The 17,642-nt window shown below is 73.0% G+C and carries 10 protein-coding genes; 5 read left to right on the forward strand and 5 right to left on the reverse strand.

Annotated elements, in window-relative coordinates; translation table 11 throughout:
• The first annotated feature begins 8 nt into the window (after positions 1–8).
• Together trpS and ABD330_RS01665 are read left to right on the forward strand one after the other, a co-directional pair.
• The gene (trpS, locus tag ABD330_RS01660; RefSeq protein ID WP_344459864.1) at positions 9–1,046 is read left to right on the forward strand and encodes a tryptophan--tRNA ligase; all 1,038 of its coding nucleotides are present in this window, start codon (positions 9–11) and stop codon (positions 1,044–1,046) included.
• Positions 1,046–1,600 carry a 2'-5' RNA ligase family protein gene (locus tag ABD330_RS01665; protein ID WP_344459866.1) on the forward strand — a complete coding sequence of 185 codons (555 nt, stop codon included), beginning with the start codon at positions 1,046–1,048 and terminating at the stop codon, positions 1,598–1,600. Before trpS ends, ABD330_RS01665 begins: the two co-directional genes overlap by 1 nt.
• Positions 1,601–1,880: 280 nt before the next feature.
• Here ABD330_RS01665 and ABD330_RS01670 read toward each other — a convergent pair whose 3' ends face one another.
• The 5 genes from ABD330_RS01670 to ABD330_RS01690 form a co-directional block, all read right to left on the reverse strand.
• The gene (locus ABD330_RS01670; protein WP_344459868.1) at positions 1,881–3,464 is read right to left on the reverse strand and encodes a hypothetical protein; all 1,584 of its coding nucleotides are present in this window, start codon (positions 3,462–3,464) and stop codon (positions 1,881–1,883) included.
• 31 nt (positions 3,465–3,495) lie between these two features.
• Positions 3,496–4,965, reverse strand: coding sequence for a hypothetical protein (locus ABD330_RS01675; protein WP_344459869.1), 1,470 nt, complete (start codon positions 4,963–4,965; stop codon positions 3,496–3,498).
• 59 nt (positions 4,966–5,024) lie between these two features.
• Positions 5,025–7,550 carry a CDP-glycerol glycerophosphotransferase family protein gene (locus ABD330_RS01680; RefSeq protein ID WP_344459871.1) on the reverse strand — a complete coding sequence of 842 codons (2,526 nt, stop codon included), beginning with the start codon at positions 7,548–7,550 and terminating at the stop codon, positions 5,025–5,027.
• A gap of 262 nt (positions 7,551–7,812) precedes the next feature.
• Positions 7,813–11,370 carry a bifunctional glycosyltransferase/CDP-glycerol:glycerophosphate glycerophosphotransferase gene (locus tag ABD330_RS01685; RefSeq protein ID WP_344459873.1) on the reverse strand — a complete coding sequence of 1,186 codons (3,558 nt, stop codon included), beginning with the start codon at positions 11,368–11,370 and terminating at the stop codon, positions 7,813–7,815.
• A 152-nt stretch (positions 11,371–11,522) separates the two neighbouring features.
• Entirely contained in the window at positions 11,523–12,158 is a 636-nt protein-coding gene (locus ABD330_RS01690) for a class I SAM-dependent methyltransferase (protein ID WP_344459874.1), read from the reverse strand.
• Positions 12,159–12,434: 276 nt separating this feature from the next.
• Between ABD330_RS01690 and ABD330_RS01695 the strand changes: the two genes are divergently transcribed.
• From ABD330_RS01695 to ABD330_RS01705, 3 genes are all read left to right on the forward strand, one after another.
• The gene (locus ABD330_RS01695) at positions 12,435–13,448 is read left to right on the forward strand and encodes a glycosyltransferase family 2 protein (protein ID WP_344459876.1); all 1,014 of its coding nucleotides are present in this window, start codon (positions 12,435–12,437) and stop codon (positions 13,446–13,448) included.
• A 287-nt stretch (positions 13,449–13,735) separates the two neighbouring features.
• Positions 13,736–15,760, forward strand: coding sequence for a hypothetical protein (locus tag ABD330_RS01700; protein WP_344459877.1), 2,025 nt, complete (start codon positions 13,736–13,738; stop codon positions 15,758–15,760).
• A 113-nt stretch (positions 15,761–15,873) separates the two neighbouring features.
• Positions 15,874–17,631: a hypothetical protein gene (locus ABD330_RS01705; RefSeq protein ID WP_344459879.1), complete on the forward strand. Its 1,758-nt coding sequence runs from the start codon at positions 15,874–15,876 to the stop codon at positions 17,629–17,631.
• Positions 17,632–17,642: the final 11 nt, after the last annotated feature.

Consider the following 17,642-nt stretch of genomic DNA (forward strand, 5'->3'; position numbering starts at 1 on the left):
TGGCGCCCATGGTCAACGCAGCGGTCAGTGGTCCGGCAAAGGACCGTCCCCGGGTGCTCTCGGGTATCCAGCCCACCTCAGGCTCGTTCCACCTGGGCAACTACCTCGGCGCGGTGCGGCAGTGGGTGGACCTCCAGGAGCAGAACGACGCCTTCTACATGGTGGTCGACCTGCACGCGATCACCGTCGAGCAGGACCCGGCGACCCTGCGTGAGAACACCCGGGTCTCGGTCGCCCAGCTGCTCGGGGCCGGACTCGACCCGGAGCGCTGCACCCTCTTCGTCCAGTCGCACGTGCCCGAGCACGCCCAGCTCGGCTGGGTGATGAACTGCCTCACCGGCTTCGGCGAGGCCGCCCGGATGACGCAGTTCAAGGACAAGTCCAGCAAGCAGGGCACCGACCGCACCTCGGTCGGCCTGTTCACCTACCCGATCCTGCAGATCGCCGACATCCTGCTCTACCAGGCCGACGCCGTCCCGGTCGGCGAGGACCAGCGCCAGCACGTGGAGCTCACCCGCGACCTCGCGGAGCGCTTCAACACCCGCTACGCGCCGACCTTCACCGTGCCGAAGCCGTACATCCTGAAGGCGACGGCGAAGATCCAGGACCTCCAGGACCCGAGCGCGAAGATGAGCAAGTCGGCCTCCTCGCCCAAGGGCCTGGTCAGCCTGCTGGACGACCCCAAGGTCAGCGCGAAGAAGTTCAAGAGCGCCGTCACCGACACCGACACGGTGGTCACCTACGACGAGGAGAACAAGGTCGGCGTCTCCAACCTGCTCCGGATCCACTCCGCGCTCAGCGGGCAGTCGGTCGAGCAGCTGGTCGCGCACTTCGAGGGCAAGATGTACGGCGCCCTGAAGACCGAGCTGGCCGAGCTCTTCACCGAGTGGGTGCTCCCCTTCCAGGAGCGCACCAAGACCTACCTGGACGACCCGGCGGAGCTGGACCGGGTGCTCGGCCTCGGCGCGGAGAAGGCCCGCGAGGTCGCCTCCCGGACGCTGGCCACGGTGTACGACCGCATCGGCTTCCTGGCACCGAAGCGCTGATGCCGCCTGCGACCGCCCCCGATGGTGGCGACCTCCCCGAGGCCGTCACCATCGGCGTGTCCATATCCGTCCCGGAGCCCTACGGCACCGCCATCCAGGACGCCCGGGCCGGGCACGGCGACCCGCTCGCCCGCTCGATACCCACCCACGTCACCCTGCTGCCGCCGACCGAGGTCCCGGCCGCGCTGCTGCCGACGATCGAGACCCACCTGACGGCGGTGGCGGCCCGGCACCGCGCGTTCCGGATGCTGCTCCAGGGCAGCGGCACCTTCCGCCCGGTCTCCCCGGTGGTCTTCGTCCGGGTCGAGGAGGGCGCGCAGGAGTGCCGCGCGCTCGAAGCCGCCGTCCGCTCCGGCCCGCTCGCCCGGGAACTCGCCTTCCCCTACCACCCGCACGTGACGGTCGCCCACGGTCTCCCCGAGGCCGTCCTCGACCAGGCCCACGAGTCGGCCCGTGCCTTCCACGCCACCTTCACCGTCCCCGGCTTCAGCCTCTCCCGCTTCGGCCCCGACCAGGTCTGGCGGCCCTGGCACACGTATGCCTTCGCCCCCTAGGGACCGACCGTTCAGGATCGGGCACCCAGGGGGCGCGGGGAACCGCGCGAGGCGGTAGTGACGGTCGTGCACGGTTGCGCGTGCCGTTCCTCGCGCCCCTGGTGTGGTTGCTCGTACGCGTTTGGTGAGCTCTTGGGGGCGCGGGGAACTGCGCGAGGCGGTAGTGACGGTCGTGCCCGGTTGCGCGCGCCGTTCTCCCCCAGCCTTCGGCCGGGTGGTACCCCCACGCGCCCCTGAGGTGGTTGCCCGCGGCTGTTGGGCAGGTGAGCGCCGCAGGCTCCTACGCGGTGAGCTCCGCGGGCTCCCGCTGCTCCTTCACCGGCTCGGCCGCAGCCCGCGGCTCCGTGCCCCGCCGGGCCGCGATCAGGCCGAGGCAGAGCGGGCCGATGAAGAGCGGTACGACGTTGTAGCGGTACAGCTCCGCCGGGTTCGCCGCGACCAGCGTCAGCTGGAGGCCGAGCATGACCCCGCCCAGGGCGTAGACGGCCGGGCGGCGCCGCCCGATCGCGTAGCAGGCCAGGGCGGCGTAGCCGAGGTAGCACCAGGTGGCGCCGCGCCAGATGATCCAGTCGAGCTGGGGGACCCGGAAGAGCAGGTTGACCCAGGTCGCGGCCTTGTTCAGCTTCTTGGAGAACGGGTGGCTGTCCAGGGCCGGCAGGTAGGGGCTGCCGACCATCCGGCCGGCGGGGGAGATGGTCCCGGTCGCCGGGTTCGCCGAACCGGCCGGGTCGGTGAAGCCCCAGTAGTGCGGGACCCGGGCGATGCCCGGGATGATCGTGCTGGCGCCGGGGGCGGTCCGGTCCGAGAAGGGGGCCCAGGCGATGTGCCCGCGGCAGATCCGGGCGCCGAGGATGATGTCGGGGCGCTCCTTGAGCACCTTCGTCCACATGCCCACCAGCTCGGTGCTGTGCTCCCGCGCGACCGTGTGGTCGAACGGCGCGGAGGTGTTGGTGAGCGCGTCGGCCGAGTAGCAGTTGGCGCCCTGCTTCCAGGTGCTCATCGGCGCGACGGCCTTGAGCACCGCGACGTCGGCCGGGGTGAACAGGTAGGAGGCCTCCTGGTAGGCCACCGCGACGTCCGAGTAGTTCATCGCGAACACCGCGTCCGACGGCGGCTGCTTCACCCCCATCGCGGAGAACAGCCAGAGCTGGCAGACGACCGGGATCACCACGGCGGCCAGCACGAGCGCGCTCACCCGGACCCGCAGGCCCGGCAGCACCAGGACCAGGGCGAGCCCGGCGACCAGGGCCACGCCCACGCCGTTGTTGCGGAACAGCCCGAGCCCGAGCAGGCTCGTGGCGAGCATCAGCAGGTCGAAGCGGCGCGAGCCGGGCCGCCACCAGGCGCCCTCGACGGGCAGCTTCCGCAGGGCGATCAGCCGGGCCGAGGCGGCGAAGACCAGCAGCCCGCAGAGCGTGAACGGCACGTCCTTCCAGACGTAGACCACGAACGCGCCGGTGGAGGGGAAGGCGGCTGTCAGCAGGGCGGCCGGGACGGTCCAGCGCGCGCGGACGCCGAGGTCGCGCATCGCGACGCAGGCGTACGCGAGGCAGGCGGAGGCCGCCGTGGTCTGGAGCAGCGTGAGCAGCCCGAACTGTCCGGGCAGGTGCAGGGCCAGCCAGACGAAGCCGTCGTAGAGGACGGAGTGGTCCGAGGAGACGTTGCCGGTGGTGACCTGCCAGGTGTACATCACCGAGTCGAAGCTGAGCAGCGCCGGGTAGTACGCGGCCCACCAGACCAGCCAGATCGCCTGGGTGCCCGCCAGTACGCCGAGGGGCAGCCGCCAGTCCGACGGGATCCGCCGGACGGCCCGTTCCAGCAGGCGTCCGGGCGCGGATCCGGGTGAGGCGACGGTTTCGGGCACGACGGTTCTCCAGACAGCGGTGCGGGGAGGGTCAGACCTCGGTGTTCCGGGCCCGGGGCCCGCGCACCGCCGGGAGCAGCGCGAGGCAGAAGGGCCCGATGAACAGCGGTCCCACCATATAGCGGTACAGCGGCGCCGGATTGGCCGCCAGCACGGTCAGCTGGAATCCGATCATGACGCCGGCCAGCGCGTACACGGAGCGCATCCGCCGCCGCCCGGCGTAGAGCAGGAGCGCCGCGTAACCGAGGTAGCACCAGGTGGCGCCCCGGTAGAACAGCCAGTCCAGCTGCGGGACCCGGAAGGCGTTGTACCAGAACTCGGCGGCGGTGTGCAGCGGCTGCCAGACCGGGTGGTTGTAGAGGGTGAAGCGGTACGGGTTGCGCGCCATGGAGGTGCCCGGCGCGGCGACGCCGTACAGGTCGGGCGGCGCGGGCAGCGCGTACGGGATCCAGGTCCCCGCGTGCTGGTCGTCCGGGCCCGGGAAGGGGGACCAGGCGATGTGGCCGCGGCAGAGCCGGGCGTCCAGGACCAGGTCGGGGCGCTGCTCCAGCGCCTTGGTCCACAGGCCCATCAGCTCGTCGTTGACCCGGGTCGCCGCCGTCAGGTCGAAGCCGGCGCCGAGTACCAGCTGGTCCGAGACGTAGCAGTTCGCGCCGCCCTTCGCCCAGGCGGCCAGCGGGGCGACCTGGGCCATGACGGCGGTGTCGGCGGGGGAGAACAGGTCGGGCTGGCCCGCGTAGGCGACCGCGAGGTCGTGGTAGTTGAGCGAGTAGACCGAGCTGAGGGCGGGCTGCCTGATCCCGAGCGCCGGGTACAGCCACAGCTGGCCGAACAGCGAGACCGCGACACTGGCCAGCGTCAGCACCAGCAGCCGGCGGCGGAACCCGCGCACCACGGCCACCAGCGCCAGCCCGGCGACCAGGGCCACGCCCGGGCCGTTGTTCCGGAACAGGCCGAGGCCGAGCAGGGCCACCCCGAGCACCCACCAGTCCAGCGGCCCCGCGCGGCGCGCCACCAGCCGCGCCGAGGCGGCGAAGACCAGCACCGAGCAGAGCGTGAAGGGGACGTCCTTCCAGATGAACACCACGAACGCCCCGGTCTGCGGCACCATCGCGAGCAGCAGGGCGATCGGCGCCGTCCACCGGCCCCGGCAGCCGAGCGCGCGCAGGCAGACGCAGGTGTACGCCAGTGTGGCCGCGGTGAGCACGGTCTGGCCGAGCGTCAGCAGTGCCAGCTTGCCCGGCAGTTGCAGGGTGGCCCAGAGCAACGCGTCGTACAGGACGGAGTGTTCGGAGCTCCAGGTGTCGGTCGTCACCTGGGAGACGTAGACGGCGGAGTCGTAGCTCGTCAGTCCGGGGTAGAACGCGGCCCACCAGAGCAGCAGGACGGCCTGCGTCCCGAGGCCCACGGCGAGCGGTAGTTGGAGCCTCGGCGGTACCCGGCGGGTGAGCCTGGTGCGCAGGGGCGAGCCGAGGGCGGGGCGGTCCAACAGCACGGTCATGGCCTGCCTAGGAGTACGCGGTCTTCGGCAGCGGTGCTGCTCCGAATGTGATCCACACCCTACCGATCCGCAGGGTTCACCCCTGCCGCCGGAGTCCCGCCGAGCATCCGGTCCACCACCCGGGCGGCGGCCCCGCCGTCGTCCAGGTGGCAGTGGACGGCCCGGAAGCGCCGGTAGGCGTCCGCGTAGCGGGTCGTGAGGGCGTCGGAGCCGGCCAGGTCGCGCAGGGCGGTGAGGAGTTCGGGGGAGGTGGGGATCAGCGGGCCGGGGGCCTCGGACTCCAGGTCGAAGTAGAAGCCGCGCAGGGTGTCGCGGTAGTGCTCCAGGTCGTACGTGAAGAACAGGATCGGCCGGCCGGTGATGGCGAAGTCGAACATGATCGAGGAGTAGTCCGTCACCAGCACGTCGGCGGCCAGCAGCAGTTCCTGCACGTCGGGGTAGTCGCCGACGTCGTACAGGAAGCCGTCGCCGGCGCCGGGCAGCGGCTCGCGGACGTGCGAGTGCGGCCGGACGAGCAGCACGTGGTCCTCGCCGAGCTCGGCGCGCGCGGCGTCCAGGTCGAGCCGCAGGCCGAGGCGGAAGCCGTCGCCGCTCTCGCGCTGCTGGTCCTCGCGCCAGGTGGGGGCGTACAGCACGATCCGCTTCCCGGCCGGGATGCCGAGCCGCTCGCGGACGGCCCCGGCGCCGGTGCCCAGCGCCAGCACGTCGCCGCGCGGGTAGCCGGACTCCAGGATCTCGCCCTCGTAGCGGAAGGCCCGGCGCAGGATCGGGGTGGCGAACGCGCTGGGGGAGAGCAGCACGCTCCACTGCGGCGACTCGCGGTCCAGCGCGGCCAGGTACCCGGCGTCGCCGAGCCAGGCGTTCTCCACGTCGTGGGCGATCCGCTTGAGCAGTGAGCCGTGCCAGGTCTGGACGACCAGCTGGCCCGGGCGGCGCTCGATGAAGTCGGGGAAGTGCGTGTTGCCGACCAGGTAGCGCGAGGTCGCCAGCGCCTCGTACCACTCGGCGCTGTGGCTGCGGACCGGCCGGACCCCTTCGGGCACCGCGCCCTGGGCGTCGTCGACCACCCAGAGGTGCTCCAGCGGGGCGCCGCGCCGGACCAGTTCGGTGTGGATCGCGCGCGGCGAGTCCGAGTAGCCCCGGCCGCCGAAGACGTCGTACAGCACCGCCTCGCGCAGCGGGCGGCGGCGGGCGGCGGGGTAGGCCTCGGTGAGCAGCCGCCGCTGGGTGTACGCGCTGCGCTCGGCGGCGGCCAGCACCGGGGTGGAGTCGAGGATCAGCGTGTCGTGCCAGCGGCGCTGCAACAGCACGGACTTGCTGCCGGTGGCCGGGGAGCCGGCCGTCACGGTGACGGGCAGGGTGGCCAGTGCCTGGGGGGCGACGATCAGCGGCTGCTCGGCGTCGGCCCGGCCGGCCGGGCGGATCCGCAGTTCCCAGATGCCCTTGGGCAGCGGCCGCGGGGAGCCGTCGGAGCAGGTGTACAGCGCGGGGATCCGGCAGGAGAACCGCTCGCCGCGCGCGACCGGGTGGTGCACCTCGCCGGTGCCGTTGCTGTGCCGGAGCACCAGCTCCAGCGGGCCGTCGCCGGGCAGCGGGGCCTCGCCGGCGAGCTCGAAGCCGTCACCGGAGGCGGTGATCCGCTCGATGAAGGCGGTGCCGCGCTGGACGCAGAACTGCGGGTAGCCGTCGGCGAGCTGCTTGACGTAGAGCAGCTGGCCGGGGGCGGGCAGCGGGTGCTGGGCGGAGAGCGGACCGCCGCGGTCGTCCAGCACCGGCCGGGCGGTGCTGCCGTCGGGCCGCAGCAGCTCCGGGTCCCAGTGCTCCATCTCGTGCGGCCCCGGGCCGTCGATCACGAAGGGGGCGAACGGGACGCGGACGCGGTACCCGGGCCCGTCGGCCGGCACCAATGGGAAGCTCAGCTCGGTGTCGGACTGCCGGTGCCGCAGCCGCAGCACCGTGCCCTCGGGGCAGTCGGCGGCGAGCACGGCCAGGTCGAGGCCGCCGTCGGCCGGCCCGACCGAGGTGATCCGGTCCTGGACCACCTCGACCCGCAGCCGCAGCGCGTTCTCGGCGAAGTACGGGAGCACCCGGACGTCCCGGTCCACCCACCGGGTCAGCGGGTACTCGCCGGACCCGCACCAGTGCTGGGTGAGCGGCCCCTGCTCGCGCTGCCGGCCGGCCCGGACGCCCGCCTCGATCAGCCAGTCGCCCTCCAGCCAGCGGCCGCCGTCACGGAGCTTGGCCGGGTCGACGGTCGCGGTGAAGCCGGCCCAGTCGTAGTCGAAGGTGCTCTGCCCGCTGTCGTCGGTGACCTCCGGCAGCTTCAGGTGCCGGGTGCGCAGCCGGACCGTCCGGGTGTGCGCCTCGTCGGTCTGCTGGAGGGTGAGCGAGGTGAAGAGGCCGCTCAGCCAGCTGGTGCCGCGGCCGCCGGGCCGGGCGAAGCCGGTGATCTCCAGCCCGCCGTCCGTCCACCGGGTCGAGCGGACGCCGAAGGCGGCCTCGGGGGCGGGCTCCACGGCAGGGTCCACGGCGGGCTCCGGTACTCGGGGTGCGGGTACGGCGGTCGCGGTGGCGGAAGCAGGCATCGGGGGCGGCCCTCCGTGGCAGTGGGGCGGCCGTCGCGGCCGGCGGTCCTGCGGTGCCGTCGGGGGATGCGCGGGGAGCGCGGCCGACACCGGTCACGGACTGCGGGTGCCATCTCACACCTGCGCGAAGGCCCAGGTCAACCGGTTCGCTGAGGGACGTTCAGCTGTGCGGGCCGGACACCCGCAGGGATGGCCGGAATCGAACCGGCTGCCGGGGGAAATTAATTCCCCCCGACAGCCAGTTCGTCTTCCGGGTGCTGCCTCAGGAGGAGGCCAGCAGCGCGTCGACCACCCGCGCGGACGCCTGGCCGTCGTCCAGGTCGCAGTACGCCTCACGGAACGCCGTGTACTTCTCGGCGTACTCGCCGGACAGCTCGTCGATCCGGCCGAGGGTGCTGACCAGCTCCTCGGAAGTGGCCGGCATCGGACCGGGGGCGGCCGCCTCGAAGTCGAAGGTGAAGCCGCGCAGGTTGTCCCGGTAGTGCTCCAGGTCGTACGTGAAGAACACGATCGGGCGGCCGGTGTTCGCGAAGTCGAACATCGCCGACGAGTAGTCGGTGACCAGCACGTCCGCCACGAGCAGCAGGTCGGCCATGTCCGGGTAGGTGCCGACGTCCCAGACGTAGCCGTTCCCGGCGCCCGGGATCTGGCCGCACATCACCTCGTGCCCGCGCACCAGCAGCACCTGGTCCTCGCCCAGCGCGGCCTGCGCGGCCGCCAGGTCGACCCGCAGGTCCAGCTGGTAGCCGCCGTGCGGGCGGCGCCGGTCCTCGCGGAAGGTCGGCGCGTAGAGCACGATCTTCTTGCCCTCGGGCAGGCCGAGCCGCTCGCGGACCTGCTCGGCGGTCTTCTCCCGGTCGGCCGCGAACAGCACGTCGTTGCGCGGGTAGCCGGTCTCCAGGACCTTGCCGCTGTACCCGAAGGCGCGCTTCAGCACCGGCGTCGAGAAGCTGTTGCCGGAGACCAGCAGGCTCCAGTGCGGCACCTCGCGGTCGAGGTGCTTGAGGTACTCGCTGTCGATGAACCAGACCTTCTCGAAGTCGTGTCCGATCCGCTTCAGCGGGGTGCCGTGCCAGGTCTGGAGGACGACCTGTCCGGGACGCTTCTCGAACCACTCCGGCAGGTGGGTGCTGGTGACGATGTACTTGGCGGTGGCCATCGCCTCGAACCACTCCGGGCTCCACTGCCGGATGCCCTCGGCGGTCTGCGGCAGATCCGCCTGGAGGTCGTCGCAGGTCCACAGGTGGCGCAGCGGCAGGCCGCGGCCGGCCAGCTCCTCGTGCACCGCGCGCGGCGACCCGGCGTACTGGCCGCCCATCGCGGCGTTGTAGACCACGGTCTCGGCCAGCGGCTGCTGCTGGAACGACCGGAAGGCGTTCCGCAGCAGGCGCTGGCGGTAGCCGCTGCGCTCCTCGGGGAGCAGGTCGGAGTGCGACTCCAGCGAGAGGGTGTCGTACTGGCGGCGTTCCAGCACGATCCGCTTGCCGCGCGCCTGGATCTCCAGCGGCAGGGTGCCGTGGCAGGAGGTGCCGAGCAGGACCTGCGGCCACAGGCTGCCGGTCTCGGCGCCGGACGGGCGGAAGAAGATCTCCCAGGTGCCCTTGCGCAGCGGCACCCGGCCGGCGAAGGAGGCGGTCGGTACGGCGGGCAGCGCGGCGCGGAACCTGCCGTCGATGATCTCCACCGGGTAGCTGTGCTCCTCCTCCCGCCAGTTGTGCCGGATCACCAGCTCGTAGTGGTGGGTGCCGGGCAGCGGGAAGGTGCCGCTGAGCAGGTAGCCCTCACGGTCGCGGGCGGCGGCGACCTCGGTCACCACCGGCTGCAGCACCTGGTCGACGAACTGCAGGTACCCGCCGGGGGAGGGCTTGGAGTAGAGCGCGCGGGTGTTCCCGTTGATCGGGACGTCCAGCTGCTCGGGGGCCTGGCGGCCGTCGATCACCAGCGGCACGGACGTGATGCCGTCGGCCAGCAGCAGGTCGGTGTCCCAGCGGTCGCGCAGCCGCTCGTCGGAGGCCGGGTCCAGGGCGTCCCAGGCCTCCCGGACGGCGGTCAGCTCGCTGATCGCGAAGCCGGCCGAGAAGGGCACCAGGCGGCCGACGGGCGCGCCGAGCTCCAGCGGGAGGAGCAGGTCGCGGTCGGACTCGACGTGCTTGAGCCGCAGCCGGGCACCGGCCAGGTCGGCGCCGGAGGCCACCGTGCCGGCCACCGTGACCTCGCCGCGCGAGGCGGTCACCTCGGTCGCCCGGGCGCGCACCCGCTCGACCCGCAGGTAGACGTGGTTGTCCCGGAGCCACGGCACGATCCGGACGTCCGGCTCGACCCACTGCACCGGCAGGTTCTCGGCGGTGTCGCTCCAGCCGCCCGAGATCCGGCCCTTGTAGACGCCGCCCTTGCCGACGCCCGCGATCAGCACCCGCCAGGAGCCGTCCTTCCACTGGCCCCGGTGCTTGAGCCGCTTGGGGTCGATGGACGCGCTGAAGCCGGCCCAGTCGCAGCTGTAGAGGTCGTGCTGCGAGCTGGAGGTCGCCTCCGGGCTGTACATCGCCTTGGTCTGCACGGCGAGTACCCGGCGGCCCTTGGCCTCGCGCAGCACCAGCACCTTGACCATGTCGTGCCGGTTCTCGGCGCCCAGGTGCTCGGGGAAGGCGTGCCCGGTGATCTGCAGCTTGCCGTCGACCCAGGCGGAGTCGTACAGGCGGCTGCGCATCACCAGCGCGTTGTCCAGGCGCAGCACGTCGGTCGGCACGCTCTTGCGGCCGCCGCGCAGGAAGGGGTAGTCCGCGTACGGGCGCAGCAGGCCGCGCGCGGGGGCGGCGCCGTTGCTGTCCTTCTCGAACTTCATCTGCGCGACGAACTCGTCCATCCGGTTCGCCAGGGTCAGGTGGTACTTGAGCCGCAGCGGTGCGCGGAGCTTGCGGACCTGCGCGGGGCCGATGGCGCGGAGCAGGCGGCTGACGGACTCCTGGTAGGCCTGGTTGTAGGCCGCGTCGCCCTCGATGATCGGCCAGAAGAACATCGGGATCTCCTCGACGAGGTTGTTCTCGTCGTAGAAGTCCAGGTGCTCGCGGTACTTGGGGTCCTCCTGCGCCTGCAGCCAGGCGCGGACGAGCTCCATCGACTTGACCCGGTCGATGACCGTCTTGGGGTTGGTCTTCATCTGCGTGATCGACATCTCGCCGACCTCGCGCTCGCGCCAGTGGTAGATCGGCTCGGAGAGCACGTCGACGCTGGTGGCGAGGAAGTGGTGCGGCACGGTGACCGGCGCGTCCTCGTACAGGATGCCCTCGGGGTAGAGCACGCCCGCCGCGTCGAAGAACGACCGGCGGTAGACCTTGTTCCACGCGGTGCGGTCGGTGACCAGCGACGGGATCTCGGTGATGTGCGTCTTGAGCCGGGTCTCCTTGAACGGCTTGCGGTGGCCGCCCGACGGGTAGTAGCCGACGGCGCGGAAGCGCAGCACGTTGCCGGTGACGAAGTCCGAGCCGGTCTCCTCCAGCGTGCCGATCATCAGCTCGTACGCGCTCGGCGGCATGGTGTCGTCACTGTCGACGAAGTTCAGGAACTCGGAGTCCGGGCTGATGTGCCGGTAGCCGGTGTTGCGGGCCGCGCCGAGGCCCTTGTTCACCTGCTTCACGAGCCGGAAGCGGGAGTCCTTGGCGGCGTAGGCCTCGGCGATCGCCGCGCTGCCGTCCTTCGAACCGTCGTCGACCATGACGCATTCGAGGTCGTCGAAGGTCTGGGCGGCGATCGAGTCCAGGCACTCCTCTAGGTAGCGCTCGACGTTGTAGATCGGGACGACGACGGAGAGGCGGGGGGCCATCGGTGCGCGGGCCTTTCATCGGGGACGTGCGACCAAGCTGCGGCCGGTCGTGGTGACGAGCCGGGCACGGGTGCACGGCGATCCTACCCGGCCGTCCTCGCCGGGCCCGGGAGCCCGCTGGTCGCGGGCCCGGGACGTCGGCGGCGGGCGGGTCAGGGGACGATGCCGACCAGGATGTACTCGTTGTACTTGAACACCTTCCCCGCGGCCTCGGGCAGCGGGAAGGAGTAGCTGCGGTCGACCCGCAGCCCGGCCCGCTCCGCGTAGTCGCGCAGGCCCTCGAAGTCCACGAAGCGCACATGGGTCGGGTCGGACTTGTAGCCCGCCGCCTGCGGCGTGATCAGCACCACCTTGCCGCCGGACCGGATGCTCGGCAGATAGCTCTTCAGCAGCTGCTCGCAGGTCTCCAGATCCAGGTGCTCCAGCACGTGCGCGACCAGCAGCGAGTCGAAGGCACCGGGCCGGCTCAGCTCCGGGTCGGCCTCGAACTCGTCGGCGGTGTAGGCGATCAGGCCGCGGGCGCGGGCGGTGGCGACCGAGGTCTCGTTGTGGTCCACGCCGACGCTGCCCGGGTCGCAGTTCTGCAGGTTGCGGCCGACGCCGCAGCCCACGTCCAGCACCCGGCCGAGCTGGAGCCGCTTGAGGTTCCAGCGGTAGGGCGCCTGGGTGGGCAGCAGGCGCTTGATGCCGGACTGCTCCAGGGTCACCAGGCGCTCCGTGTAGGAGGCGTCGGCGGTGGCGCCGCCGGTGGGCGAGCCGGGCTTCGGCGACTCGGGGGCTTCGGACATGGGCGGGGCCTCTCCAGGCTTCGACGCAGGGCGCGGCAAGTGAGCTGCGACACGATGGTACGACGGCCCCGGGCCGCCCGAGCGGCCCGTCCGGCGGGGCGCGGGCGGGCGGACCGGGGCAGGTCCCGGGGCAGGTCCCGGGGGGTGCGCGCACCTCCCCGCGCCGGTTAGTCTGCGGCCGGGCCCAGCCCTGCCCCTGCCCAGGCGGTCCCGGGACGCTTCCCCCGGCGTCCGGTGATCTCCGGCGACTGAGCGTCCCCCTAGAATGAGTCGCAAATGCCCCGCTTCAGCGTGATCGTCCCGGTGTACCAGGTGCAGGACTACCTGGCCGAGTGCCTCGACTCGGTACTGTCCCAGTCGTGCGCCGACTTCGAGCTGATCGCGGTCGACGACCGCTCACCGGACGGCTGCGGCGCCCTCCTGGACGAGTACGCCACCCGGGACGACCGCCTCCGGGTACTGCACCTGCCCGCCAACGTCGGCCTCGGGCGCGCCCGCAACGCCGGGCTGGCGGCCGCCACCGGCGACTACGTGATCTTCCTGGACAGCGACGACACCCTCACCCCCGGGCTGCTCGCCGCCGTCGAGGACCGCCTGGGCACCTGCCAGGACCCGGACATCCTGGTCTACGACTACGCCCGCAGCTACGCCGACGGCCGGGCCGTGCGGAGCAACTCCGCCCCGATCTTCGCCCGCCCGGGTGCGGACGTCTTCGACCTCGACCAGCGGCCCGACCTGCTCGACCTGCTGATGGTGGTCTGGAACAAGGCGTACCGCCGCGGCTACATCGAGGAGCAGGGCCTGACCTTCCCGGCCGGCTACTACGAGGACACGCCGTGGACCTTCCCGGCCCTCCTCGCCGCGCACCGGATCACCATGCTCGACCTGGTCGGCGTCCACTACCGCCAGCGCGAAGAGGGCGGGAACATACTCGCCACCGCGAGCCGCAAGCACTTCGACGTCTTCGCCCAGTACGACCTGGTCTTCGCCTTCCTCGACCGCCGCCCCGACCTCGCCCGCTGGCGCCCCGTGGTCTACGGCCGGATGGTGCACCACCTCAACACCGTGGTCAGCAAGCCCGGCCGCATCCCGCCCGGCGACCGCCGCGAGTACTTCCGCCGCGCGGCCGAGCACTGCGGACGCCTCCGCCCGGACGACTACCGCCCCGACCCCGGCGCCGGCGGCCTGCGCACCGAACTCCTCAGCCACGGCCGCTACCTCACCTACCAGGGCGTCCGCGCCCTGGCCCGCGGCCGGCACGTCGTCGCCAAGGCCGCCCGCAGGGCCTGAACCAGCCGCTCACGCATCAGCCATGCACCTCCTCAGGGGCGCGGGGAACTGCGCGAGGTAGGCACGACGTAGCCGCACGTCCGCTCGCCGACCAGCCATGCACCCCCCCAGGGGCGCGGGGAACTGCGCGAAACGGGAGTGATGGTGGTGCACGGTTGATCGCGCAGTTCCCCGCGCCCCTGATCTGGTTGCCCAGTCGCATCCGCCGAAGGAGTGACGCGGCGCAACCTCCGGGCAGACCGATCGTTTCGCAGGGCTGGTCCTCCCTCCGACGGAAGCCGAGCCGCATGACGGACGCGGACACCGCGACCCCCGCAGATCCCGGTCTCCGTCCCGGGCGGGCGGGCGGCGGGCGAGGGTGGGCCGCGGCGCCGGTGGGTGCCGCCGTGCTGCTGGGTGCTCCGCCGGTCCTCCACGTGCTCGACGCGGATCTGCTCACGCTCGCGCTGCTCTGGGGGGCCGCCGCGTTCCAGTTCCGTTCCCGGCTGACCGTGCTGGACCGGCTGGTGCTCGCGGCCGGGCTGCTCACCGGGTGGTTCTGCCTGCTCGGTGTGCTCGCCTCGGTCTGGCCGTGGGGTCTGCGACCGGTGGCCCTGGCGGAGGCGACGGCGCTGCCGCTGGCGCTGGCGACCCTGACGGTCAACCGGCACCGGGTTCTCCGGCTCCGGCTTCCGGTCCGACCGCCGCTCGGCGACTGGCTGCTGGTGCTGACCGTTGCCGCCGCGGGCTGGTTCTCTCTCCGTCCGCTGCTCGCGGTGGGTGTCACCGGCCGGCTCGCCGCGCTGTACCAGGGTGAGGACCTGGCCCGGCACTTCGCGCTCTACGACAGCGTACTGCGGTTCGGCGGCTACCTCACCTTCCACCGCGCGCAGGCGGCCGTCCCGCTGGAGGAGGGCTTCCAGAGCTATCCGCAGGGCAGTCACCTGACTCTCGCGGTGCTCACCGAGTTCGCCCGCAACGGGGACGTGCCGACGGAGGCGGCGACCGCGCTCGGGACTTTCGTCCTGCTCGCCGCCGGTGTGCTCACGGCCTTCGTCGGGGCGGTGGTCTGGGCCGCCCGCCGGGCGGCCGGGCCCGCACTGGGCGGGTGGGCCGTGCTGCCGCTCTGCGTGGCGGTCGGCGGCTACCTCGTCCTGGCCGAGGGCACACCACTGCTGCTGGTCGGGTTCGAGAGCGAGCTCTTCGGCTTGGCGCTGCTCGCGCTGCTCACCGCCGTGGTCTGCCGCCCGGTCGGCCGGACGGGCGAACAGCTGCTGCTGCTCGGGGCGTTGACGGTCGGGGTGTCCTTCTCCTACTACCTGCTGCTGGCCGTCGCCGGGCCGCTGCTGCTGCTCTGGGCGGTGGTGCACCGCCGCCGTCGGCCGCGGATGCCGGCCCGCACGGCGGCGGCCGCCGTGGTCACGGGCGCCGCCGCCGTGCTGCCGGTGCTGGCGAACTGGAAGCAGGCCAACTCGGCCGAGGCGCTGGTGATCCCGGGCGGCGTGCTGCCGGTCGGCCGGCACCTGCTGCTGCCGCTGCTCGCGCTGACCGTGCTCGGCCTGCTCACCGCGCCCGCCCGCCGTAATCCGGTCCGGCGGGCGGCGCTCGGCGCGGTGGCGGTGGCCGGGGCCGTCGCGGTGGCGGTGATGCGCTATCAGGTCGCCACGACCGGGAAGACCTCGTACTACTACGAGAAGCTGCTGCACCCGGTGTTCGTGGTGACCCTGATCGCGCTCGGCGCCGCGGTCGTCCCCGTCGCCGGGGCGCTGGTGCCGCGTCAGGCAACGGGCAGGCGCCGGTCGCCGTGGCCGGTCCAGGCGGGGTGGGCCGTGCTGACGGCCGCCGCACTGTTCCTCACGCTGGTCCTGAACGCGAAGCCGGACCGTGGCGGGCCCAGCGCCGCCGACGTGTACCGGCACGGCCTGCGGGCGGCCCCGGCGAGCGCGCTGCTGGTCACCACGGTGGCGGCGAGCCGTCCGGTGCCCGACCCGCGGATCGGGGTGCTGCTGGTCGATCCGCACGGCGGCGAGGACCCGCGTGCCGCCGAGGGCAACCTCTGGCTCGGCGTGCTGGCCCGGGACAACGGGCTCTCCTGGCGGGCCTGGCTCTGGGGCCGCCGGCACCGATCGGCCCAGGAGATCGTCGACTTCGCCGACGCCTCGCCGGTGCCGATGCGGGTCTACCTCGACGATCCCGTCCTGGCGGCCGACACCGTCGCCCTGGCCGGTCCGGGCCGGCTCGCCGAGCTCGACGTCGCGCTGATCCGGTACGACCCGAGGGGCCGTCCGGTCGTCGTTGCCCCGTTCGGGGGAACTCCGCCCGCGCTGGAGTGACCTGCCCGCCGGTCCGTCGTTACGCCGATTGCAGTGCCGGAGGACTGCCCGGCACCAGAGCGTCCGGCGGGCGTCCGGTTCACCTCCCGACGGAAGCGGACACCATGCCGGACGTGGCCATCGAGGCTCCCGACGAACCCCAGGCCCACGACGACCCCCAGTTCCTCCAGGACGGTCCCGGACAGTCCGCCGACCCGCCCGGCAGGCGCCACCCGCGCGGGCTGTTCGCACCCGTCGGCGAAGCGGTCGTCGCGCTCGCCGTCGGGGTCGGGTTCATGCTCTGGGCCCGCGACATCAGCGTCGACCCGCTGATCCGGGTCGGCCAGGTCAGCGGACTCGCCAAGCTCCAGTTCCGGGCCGCGCTGGTGGCGCTGCCGGTGCTCGCCGCCGTCCTGTTCACGGCGTACCGGTCCGACCGCCGCCGCCACGGCCTGGTGCTGCGGCTGGGCTGCGCGGCCGTCGCGGGCCTGGGCACCGGCATCGTGGCAGGCGGCATCGCCGTCGCGCTGCGCGGCACCCCGTGGGGGCTCGGGGGCCAGGACGGCGACCCGGGCACCCTGCAGTCCTACGCCGAGTCCTACCTGCGCGGCGAGGGGCTGCCCGGCCTCTACCCGCCCGGCTTCATCGTGCTGCTCGCCGAGTGGGCCAAGTACCTGAGGCACGGCCAGGTCGGCTTCGCGCTCAAGGACGTCCAGCTCCTGCTCAGCGCCGTCTTCGGCCCGCTCTGCTACCTGGCCTGGCGCACCCTGCTCCGCCCGGCCTGGGCACTGGCCGTCGCGCTCCCCGCCTCGATCGTCTTCCTGGACCCGATCCGCCCCTACAGCCACCTGGTGATGGTGGTGCTGCTGCCGGTCCTCGGCCGGCTGCTCACCGAACTCACCCGGGTGCGCGGCCGGACCGTCCGGTCGGTGCTGCTGCGCGGCGCGGTACTCGGCGCGGTGCTCGGGGTGCTCTTCCTCACCTACTCCGGCTGGTTCGTCTGGTCCGTGCCCGGCGTGCTGGTGGCGGTCCTCGCGCTCGTCCCGTGGCAGCACGGCCGCGCCGCGCTGCTCCGGGCGGCCGCGCTGCTCGGGGCCACCGGTCTCACCGCCGCCCTGGTCGGCGCGCCGCTGCTGACCCGGATGCTCGCCAACGGCGCGAACGCGGTCGACCGGTACGCGTACTTCGACGTCTACATCGACCCGGCGTACGTGATGGGCTGGCGCTCCGACCGCTCCGGCTGGCCGCCCTCCTGGGCCTGGCCGCCGCCCGGCGGGCTGGCCGGGCAGGACGCCGTCACCCTGCTGGTGCTGGCCGGGCTGGCGCTCGCGCTGGCCCTCGGGCTGCGCCGCCCGCCGGTGGTCGCCGCGCTGGCCGCCCTCGCCAGCGCCTGGGTGCTGCGCTTCTGGTTCGCCGGGCACATGCAGCGGGACCAGGCGGTGATGCTCTACCCGCGCACCACCTGGCAGATCCTCTACTGCCTGCTGGCGCTCACCGTGCTCGCCGCGATGCTGCTGGCGGGCGGGGTCCGGAGCACCTGGTCCCGCCTGACGGCCGGGCAGCCGGTGCGGCTGCCCCGCTTCCTCGGCCGGCGGCTGGCGGCGGGCTCGCTCTGCGGCCTGGCGCTGTTCGGCGCGATGGCCGCCTCCTGGTCCGCCAACCGCTACATGCCGACCGACCCGGCGCAGCACACCATGGGCCTGGACGCCTGGCGCTCGCACACCCTGGAGCGCGCCGACGGCAGCTGCCCGCTGTACGCCCCCAGGCACACCTGCACGCCCCCGCACGAGCTCAGCCGTCCGCAGGACAGCACGGACACCCGGCTCTGGTGCGGCAACGTCTCCTTCCAGAACTGGGCGGCCTACTGCGGCGGCCGGCCCCCGAGCGGGTGACACCGGTCAAC

This window comes from Kitasatospora kazusensis, from assembly GCF_039529945.1.
Classification (GTDB): Bacteria; Actinomycetota; Actinomycetes; order Streptomycetales; family Streptomycetaceae; genus Kitasatospora; species Kitasatospora kazusensis.